This window comes from Bacillus sp. JJ664, from assembly GCF_036962205.1.
GTDB lineage: Bacteria > Bacillota > Bacilli > Bacillales > Bacillaceae_G > Gottfriedia.
Map to the genome: position 1 here is coordinate 1 of NZ_JBALMS010000165.1, position 6,877 is coordinate 6,877.

Annotated in this window: 6 protein-coding genes and 1 pseudogene; 2 read left to right on the plus strand and 5 right to left on the minus strand. The window is 34.2% G+C overall.

Translation table 11 applies throughout. The features are described from left to right. A pseudogene (locus V7056_RS19165) lies at window positions 1-542 on the plus strand (bclA protein); the annotation flags it as partial. Between the two features lie 391 nt (window positions 543-933). On the opposite strand, the gene V7056_RS19170 reads toward V7056_RS19165, so the two are convergent. From V7056_RS19170 to V7056_RS19185, 4 genes are all read right to left on the minus strand, one after another. Continuing rightward, the gene (locus tag V7056_RS19170) at window positions 934-1,212 is read right to left on the minus strand and encodes a hypothetical protein (protein ID WP_499703992.1); all 279 of its coding nucleotides are present in this window, start codon (window positions 1,210-1,212) and stop codon (window positions 934-936) included. A 477-nt stretch (window positions 1,213-1,689) separates the two neighbouring features. Next, window positions 1,690-2,274: an ATP-dependent Clp endopeptidase proteolytic subunit ClpP gene (gene clpP, locus V7056_RS19175; RefSeq protein WP_499703993.1), complete on the minus strand. Its 585-nt coding sequence runs from the start codon at window positions 2,272-2,274 to the stop codon at window positions 1,690-1,692. 30 nt (window positions 2,275-2,304) lie between these two features. After that, on the minus strand, window positions 2,305-3,024 hold the full coding sequence (locus tag V7056_RS19180) for a sigma-70 family RNA polymerase sigma factor (RefSeq protein WP_499703994.1): 720 nt from the start codon (window positions 3,022-3,024) through the stop codon (window positions 2,305-2,307). Window positions 3,025-3,341: 317 nt separating this feature from the next. Next, window positions 3,342-5,336, minus strand: a complete 1,995-nt coding sequence (locus tag V7056_RS19185; protein ID WP_499703995.1) for a S9 family peptidase — start codon at window positions 5,334-5,336, stop codon at window positions 3,342-3,344. Between the two features lie 272 nt (window positions 5,337-5,608). Between V7056_RS19185 and V7056_RS19190 the strand changes: the two genes are divergently transcribed. Beyond that, window positions 5,609-6,316 carry a DNA alkylation repair protein gene (locus tag V7056_RS19190; RefSeq protein WP_499703997.1) on the plus strand — a complete coding sequence of 236 codons (708 nt, stop codon included), beginning with the start codon at window positions 5,609-5,611 and terminating at the stop codon, window positions 6,314-6,316. Window positions 6,317-6,374: 58 nt separating this feature from the next. Here V7056_RS19190 and V7056_RS19195 read toward each other — a convergent pair whose 3' ends face one another. Beyond that, window positions 6,375-6,683 (minus strand): hypothetical protein, encoded by a 309-nt coding sequence (locus V7056_RS19195; RefSeq protein ID WP_499703996.1) that lies wholly within the window; start codon window positions 6,681-6,683, stop codon window positions 6,375-6,377. Window positions 6,684-6,877 lie beyond the last annotated feature (194 nt).

Here is a 6,877-nt window from a genome sequence, read left to right on the forward strand (position 1 = left end):
CGCCAGGAGCGCCAGGAGCAACAGGAGCAACAGGAGCAACAGGAGAAGTTGAAGGATGTCTTTGTGATTGCTGTGTTTTTCCTATGCAAAATGTTTTACAACAACTTGTCGGTGAAACTGTGCTTATCGCTACAATAGCAGATCAACCAAATTCACCTCCTATCTTATTTTTATTTACTATTACTTCAGTAAATGATTTTTTAGTTACTGTTACAGATGGTACTACAACCTTTGTAGTTAGTATTGCTGATGTAATAGGAGTTGGATTTTCGCCACTAGGGCCTATTCCCAACTTGTTACCACCAGTCGATTCTGGGTGTGAATGTGACTGTCGTGAGAGACCGATTAGACAATTACTTGATACACTTATCGGTTCTACAGTAAATATCTTAGTTAGAAATGGCTCTACAGCCACAGATTTTAACGTAGAGGAAACAGGTCTTGGTATATTGATCGGTACTTTATTTCTTAATCCAACTGATCCAACATCTCAATTTAGGTTTGCAATTTCAACGTGTCAAATTACAGCAGTGAATATTTAAGCCATCCACCTATTACTCCTTAGTTCGTTCTCACGATTTTTTGTTCCGAATAGTGCCTCTCACTTCACGTGAGGAAAATGGTATATCGACTTGATTTACAGTAGACATCACGACTAAATCAATTCTTACAATAGAAGGTTTAATATAATTTCTTATACAACTAACTGGCGTAGCAGTTGTATAACATGAGTCACATTTTTTTATTGAATTAAATCCAGTTTATTTCAGTAAGGGGAGGCAAAACAAAACTATTTAAAGATGGCCAAGTTAACTTTAATAATTTGAAAAATAAAAGGTAGAAAAAACAGATACAGTATCTGCTTTCTACCTTTTTTCTGTTTATTTTGATTCACTTTTATATTGATTCACTTTTATATCATCATTTAGTGTGTTAAGCTACTAACCTGAAAATAAAAAGACATAACCATTTAACAATGATGTAAAATATCGCAACCATAATAAAAGTAATGATCAATCCAATTACAATTCCTATTACCGGAAAACTTTGAAAGATACCTTGATATATAATAAAATAACTATCATGAAAACCAAAATCTTGGTTAGAATTTGGTTGAAATAGAGTGAATACTAACTTAAAGTTAATAAATAAAATAATGATATGAACCATCAATGAAAATAGAATAGATTGAATAATTGTAGATTTTAACATATTTTTCCTCACGTGATCTTTTCACTAATTTTACCATTTTTACAATATTCTATCAGATGAGAAAATAAAAAAAGAGTCACCTCTATGACTCATACGTTTCCATCTAACCTATATTTAGTTTCCCTTTTTGTCTCCTTCTCCTAACTATTAAAACTATCTAATATCATAAAATCTTCAAGAACACCACTCATTGGATTTTCTGATCCTAATACACTAATTCCAAGTACGGTAATACCACTAATATTCGTAACATTAGCAGAAACATATTTTCCAGATTTTAGTTTATTAGTTTGTTACTTTATTTCCTTTCCTTTCTTGATCCTTTTCAAACAAAAAAGAGTACGTTAATATCTTGAATAAACAGCAATGTCTCATCTAATCACACATAAGTATTTCAACTAAATGACTTTACATTTATACAAAAAAAGGCTAGCATAGCTAACCTTTTTAGTTTGAAATCGTATATTAAAAAACTCTTTAATTCTTTGGATAAAGAATCTCATCAATAATTCCGTATTCTTTTGCTTCTTCTGCACTCATGAAGTAGTCTCTATCAGTATCCTTGGCAACCTTTTCAACTGGTTGACCTGTTCTGTCGGCAATGATTTGATTTAGATGCTCACGTAACTTTAATATTCGACGCGCGGATATTTCAATTTCTGTTGCCTGCCCTCTTGCTCCACCTAGTGGTTGATGAATCATAATTTCACTATTTGGTAGAGCATATCGTTTCCCCTTCGTTCCTGCCAGTAAAAGCATTGCACCAAATGAGGCAGCCATTCCTGTACAAATTGTTTTAATTTCTGGTTTAATATATTGCATTGTATCATAAATGGCAAATCCTGCTGAAGTCGATCCACCAGGGCTATTTATATACAGAGAAATTTCTTTTTCAGGATCATCAGCAGCTAAAAATAATAATTGCGCTACAACACTATTTGCAACATGGTCATTAATTTCATCGCCAATAATGATAATTCGATCTTTTAACAAACGGGAATAGATATCATATGAACGTTCACCACGATTAGAATTTTCAATAACATAAGGAATTGTACTCATTTATAAATCCTCCTTAAAAGCTTTAATTGGCTATGCTGCCATACAGAGAGTGCTTGAAGGAGTTTGAGTTCGACTTGATTGGAAATTACGTAATAACATTTTAGGACTTTCTACAATACAATCTAATGAAGGAATAGCCTCTATAAGGACAGTAGGATCCTGTACTTCTAACGATTCATGAAACAGTTTATCAAGCTGTTCACGGTCTTCAACATCCCAAAAATTTTCAACAGAAAGGGATTGCTCTTCTTTATTTGTTTTTTCTAATCGCTTTTTTGCACGATGTAGGCTAGATTTTATGGCCATTTCTGTTGTATCTAAAATGTCTGCAATTTCCTTGAAACGATATTGAAAAGCTTCTTTTAGAAAAAAGATAACTGCTTGTTTTGGGGTAAAATGCTGAAGCAATAGATCCACACTATTCATTTTATCTGCAATTTGATCATTTACTGTAGTCTCAGTTTGTTCGATATCTGAACTAATTGTTTCATCTTTTCTTTTACGTAAAGTATCAATCCAATGATTATAAGCAATTTTATTCAATAAAGCGGAAGACATTTTTTCATGCTCATAGTACTTTACGGCTTTAAAAAAGGTTTCTTGTGCGATATCGTCACCATCCCATTCATTTTGAGCAAGAAAACGGCAATACCGCTGCAGTTTTGGATAGTGTTCCATCCAATAATATTCCTCAGACCTTTCACCCTGAATTCCCTTTTCTATGCTGTGCAGGCCAAGCTTACTAGACATTCATGTTCACTCCTTTATCACACTCTCTATCCTATAAACGTTTGAAGAAGGATAAAAAGATACGGGGTCAAAAAGTTTTTTTATTTAATGTATGTAATTTATTTTAAAATTCTTCTTTCTTTATCTTGATTTTTACTTTATAGCTTGTTACAAATCGAAGAAAAAAATTATAAGCAATATATTGGAATAGTCAAAAGCAATATCACATTATTTTCATTATAGCACCGAATACTTTTTCTTTACTTAATTAGTATCTTTCGACTAAAAAAGCAACAACCTTAGTGAGTTGTTGCTTTTTTGACAATTACTTATTAAATTTAATCACGACGATCATCAAACCATCCGATTAAATACTGTAAGCGTTCTAAGCGGTGTTTTGGTTTTCCAGAGCGAGATAGATCATGATTTTCATCCGGGAAACGTACTAGTTTTGTTTCCACTCCAAGACGTTTTAGAGCAACATACCATTGTTCTGCTTGCTCTATTGGACAACGTAAGTCTTGTTCACTGTGCATGATCAGGATTGGTGTTTTTACTTTGCGTGCATAATGAAGTGGTGATATCTCTAAAAGCTTAATCGCGTCGTCCCATAAATCAGCATGTCCATGCTGCCATTCTGTGAAGAAGAAACCAATATCACTTGTGCCGTAGAAACTATGCCAGTTACATATACTGCGTTGCGTAACAGCTGCTTTAAAGCGCTCTGTACGTGTAACAATGACGTTGGTCATGTATCCACCGTAACTGCCACCAGTCACAAATAAATTGTCATGGTCGATGTAGTCATAGTTTTCTAATCCATAATCTAGACCCGCCATTATATCCTCATAATCCATGCCACCGTAATCACCGATAACAGCATTAACAAATTCATGGCCATAGCCCTGACTACCTCTTGGATTCGTATATAATACGACATATCCTTTAGAAGCCATTAATTGCATTTCATGATGTAATCCATTTCCATATGCTGTTGCTGGTCCACCATGAATTTGAAGGATCAATGGATATTTTTTTCCTTTTTCAAAATCATAAGGCTTCATGATCCATCCTTCAATCTCCTTATTATCTGTACTTTTGTAATGGAAATTTTCAGGTGAACTTAAAAAAACTTCATCAAAAAGCGCTTGATTCCAATCAGTTAAATTACTAACTTTATTCATATCATGTAAATCTTGAGAAACCAGATCTCCTGTAGAATGAGGAGTAGCAAGAACAAGTATAGCTTGGTCATCACTTACGATATCATAAGAAGTAACAACTGAATTATTTGGAGAAAGTGAAGAGGAAACTTCTCCATCCAAATTCACTCTAAATAACTGACAATCACCACCAACGGTTGCATTAAAATAAATAGTCGTACTTGCCTGGTCCCAAATAAGACGTTGTTCTGCTGTGTCATACTTTGCGTCAACACCAACAAGATTTCCGACTGTATAATCAAATGTTTCTGTTAAATTTGTCAATTCACCTGTTTCAATAGAAAACAGCAGAACATTCGCATTCCCTTGACTTCTTTCACCACGAGCATGCCCAACTACAGCTAGCCATTTGCCATCTGGTGAAAATGAAGGTGCCATAATGTATCCATTTGCTTGATAGAAAAGTGTCTCTTCATTAGCATCAATATCAAACTTCCAAATAGCAGGAAGGTAACCCCACTCTTTATCTTCTGCTTTCGTACCAATATAATATAAGCTTTTCCCATCTTGAGTAAAGCGAGGTTGGGAAAAATCATGCTCTCCATCAGTAATCTTCCGATAAGCCTTTGACCTGATATCAAATAAATAAACATGCTTATGTTCATCACTATAAATACCAACTCCATCGCGTTTATAACGAAGTCTAGTAATGACCTTTACATCACTTTTATCTTCTTTCTTCTCTTCTTCGTTTGAAAGCTCAAATTCTCCATTAATCGTAAGAGCTAGCTGATTTCCATCTGGTGACCATGTAAAATCACCAATTCCTTGCTTAACGTCTGTCAATTGGATTGCTTCACCGCCATCAATATGTAAAAGCCAAACCTGATTTTTTCCTGTTCGATTCGAACGAAATGCAAGTTTTGTTCCATCAGGTGACCACTTTGGTGCTACATCTTTTACTAAGTTCTCTTTTATGTAATGAGAAGTATACTTTCTCCCATCGCCATTTAAATCTGTTATGTAGATATAAGAGTAGTACCCATTTTTTTCTTGATCAACATTTGTTAATACATAGGCAATCTTGTCTTTTTTAGGGGATAATTGAGGATCTCCTACAAACTTAAATTTACATAAGTCCTCTGCGGTAATTGGGCGGCGTTGTGTCATTCTACTTTCCTCCTTATTTTGGAATATACAAGTCTATCTTAGCATTTTGAAATTTGAAGTAAAGTAATTTATCTGTATTTTCAAAATAAAAAGATTTTTATACTAATAGAGTCATTACCTACTACGTTCAAGGCTAACAATATTTATTTTTGGTATAATTTCAGTCAGTACATCTTAGATATTTTTGTACTAACTTGCAGATTAGTTGAAAAAGAAATGATAATATATATGTAAGTATAGTAGTGAGATGTTTAGGAAGGACGTGCAAAACGATGGACTTTGAAACAGTTATGCAGGAATTGGAAGCGCTCGGTAAGGAACGAACGAAAAAAACTTACATAAGTAACGGTGCACATGAGCCACTTTTTGGAGTAGCTACTGGCGCAATGAAGCCACTTTCAAAGAAAATAAAGAAAAACCAAGCTTTAGCTGACCAACTTTACGCTACTGGAAACTACGATGCCATGTACTTTGCGGGAGTCATTGCGGATCCAATGATAATGACTGAAGCAGATTTTGAACGATGGATTGATACTGCGTACTTCTATATGCTTTCTGATTATGTAGTTGCTGTTACGCTAGCAGAAGCCGATATTGCTCAAGAGGTTGCAGATAAATGGATTGCAAGCGGTGAAGAACTCAAAATGTCTGCAGGTTGGAGCTGCTACTGCTGGCTTTTAGGTAATCGCGCAGATTCAGAATTCAGTGCGAGTAAGATTTCAGATATGCTTGATTTAGTAAAAACCACGATTCTCGATTCTCCTGATCGAACAAAATCGGCAATGAATAATTTTGTATACACAGTCGCTATCTCATATATCCCACAACATGAAAAGGCTGTTGTGACCGCTATGGAAATCGGACCAATCGAAATCAAGCGAGAAAAGAAAAAAAACGGCATCCTACATGCTTCCCAAAACATTCAAAAGGATTTAGATAGAGGTTTGAAGGGCTTTAAACGTAAACATGTAAGATGTTAGGATATTAATTTTTTATGAGAAATATCATTTCTTAGGAGCTGTGAAAACAGCACCTTTTTTACGTTTTGGAAGTGGTTGATAAATGATTATTTTCTATTCTCATAAAGAAATAACTAATTAAATAGCCCAGACTGGTGATTCCAAATATGGCAAATAATCCAGGTGTCAAAGCAAAATAGAAACTAAAAGGCAGCGACCAAACAAAAGCGATTAACATGAAACTTATTTTTGAATTTAAAGAAGCATAAATCGTTAAACAAGCAGGAAGAAACAACAAAAATAGCGTGCTTATATTTACGCCTGTTTCTTTTACATCTGAGTAAGGATTAAGATAGTTTAAAATTATCCACAAAATCATACTGATCAAACCTGAAAATACTCCTAAGATAACTGAAGGTTTTATAATTTCGGTTCCCCCCTTCACAAAAATTTTATGAAATCAGAAGCCTTTACCTATATATTATAGAAAGATTGATAACTTTCCTTCTTCATCAAAATGCTAATGTCTAAAAAAAAGAGACACATAAGTGACTCTTCTTTTTAATATCGATATGTTTAGGT

Bases quoted from the DNA above. Each gene is read 5' to 3' on its own strand.
- clpP (WP_499703993.1), bottom strand. From the start codon at position 2,274: ATGAGTACAATTCCTTATGTTATTGAAAATTCTAATCGTGGTGAACGT.
- V7056_RS19190 (WP_499703997.1), top strand. From the start codon at position 5,609: ATGGACTTTGAAACAGTTATGCAGGAATTGGAAGCGCTCGGTAAGGAA.
- V7056_RS19185 (WP_499703995.1), bottom strand. From the start codon at position 5,336: ATGACACAACGCCGCCCAATTACCGCAGAGGACTTATGTAAATTTAAG.
- V7056_RS19180 (WP_499703994.1), bottom strand. From the start codon at position 3,024: ATGTCTAGTAAGCTTGGCCTGCACAGCATAGAAAAGGGAATTCAGGGT.
- V7056_RS19170 (WP_499703992.1), bottom strand. From the start codon at position 1,212: ATGTTAAAATCTACAATTATTCAATCTATTCTATTTTCATTGATGGTT.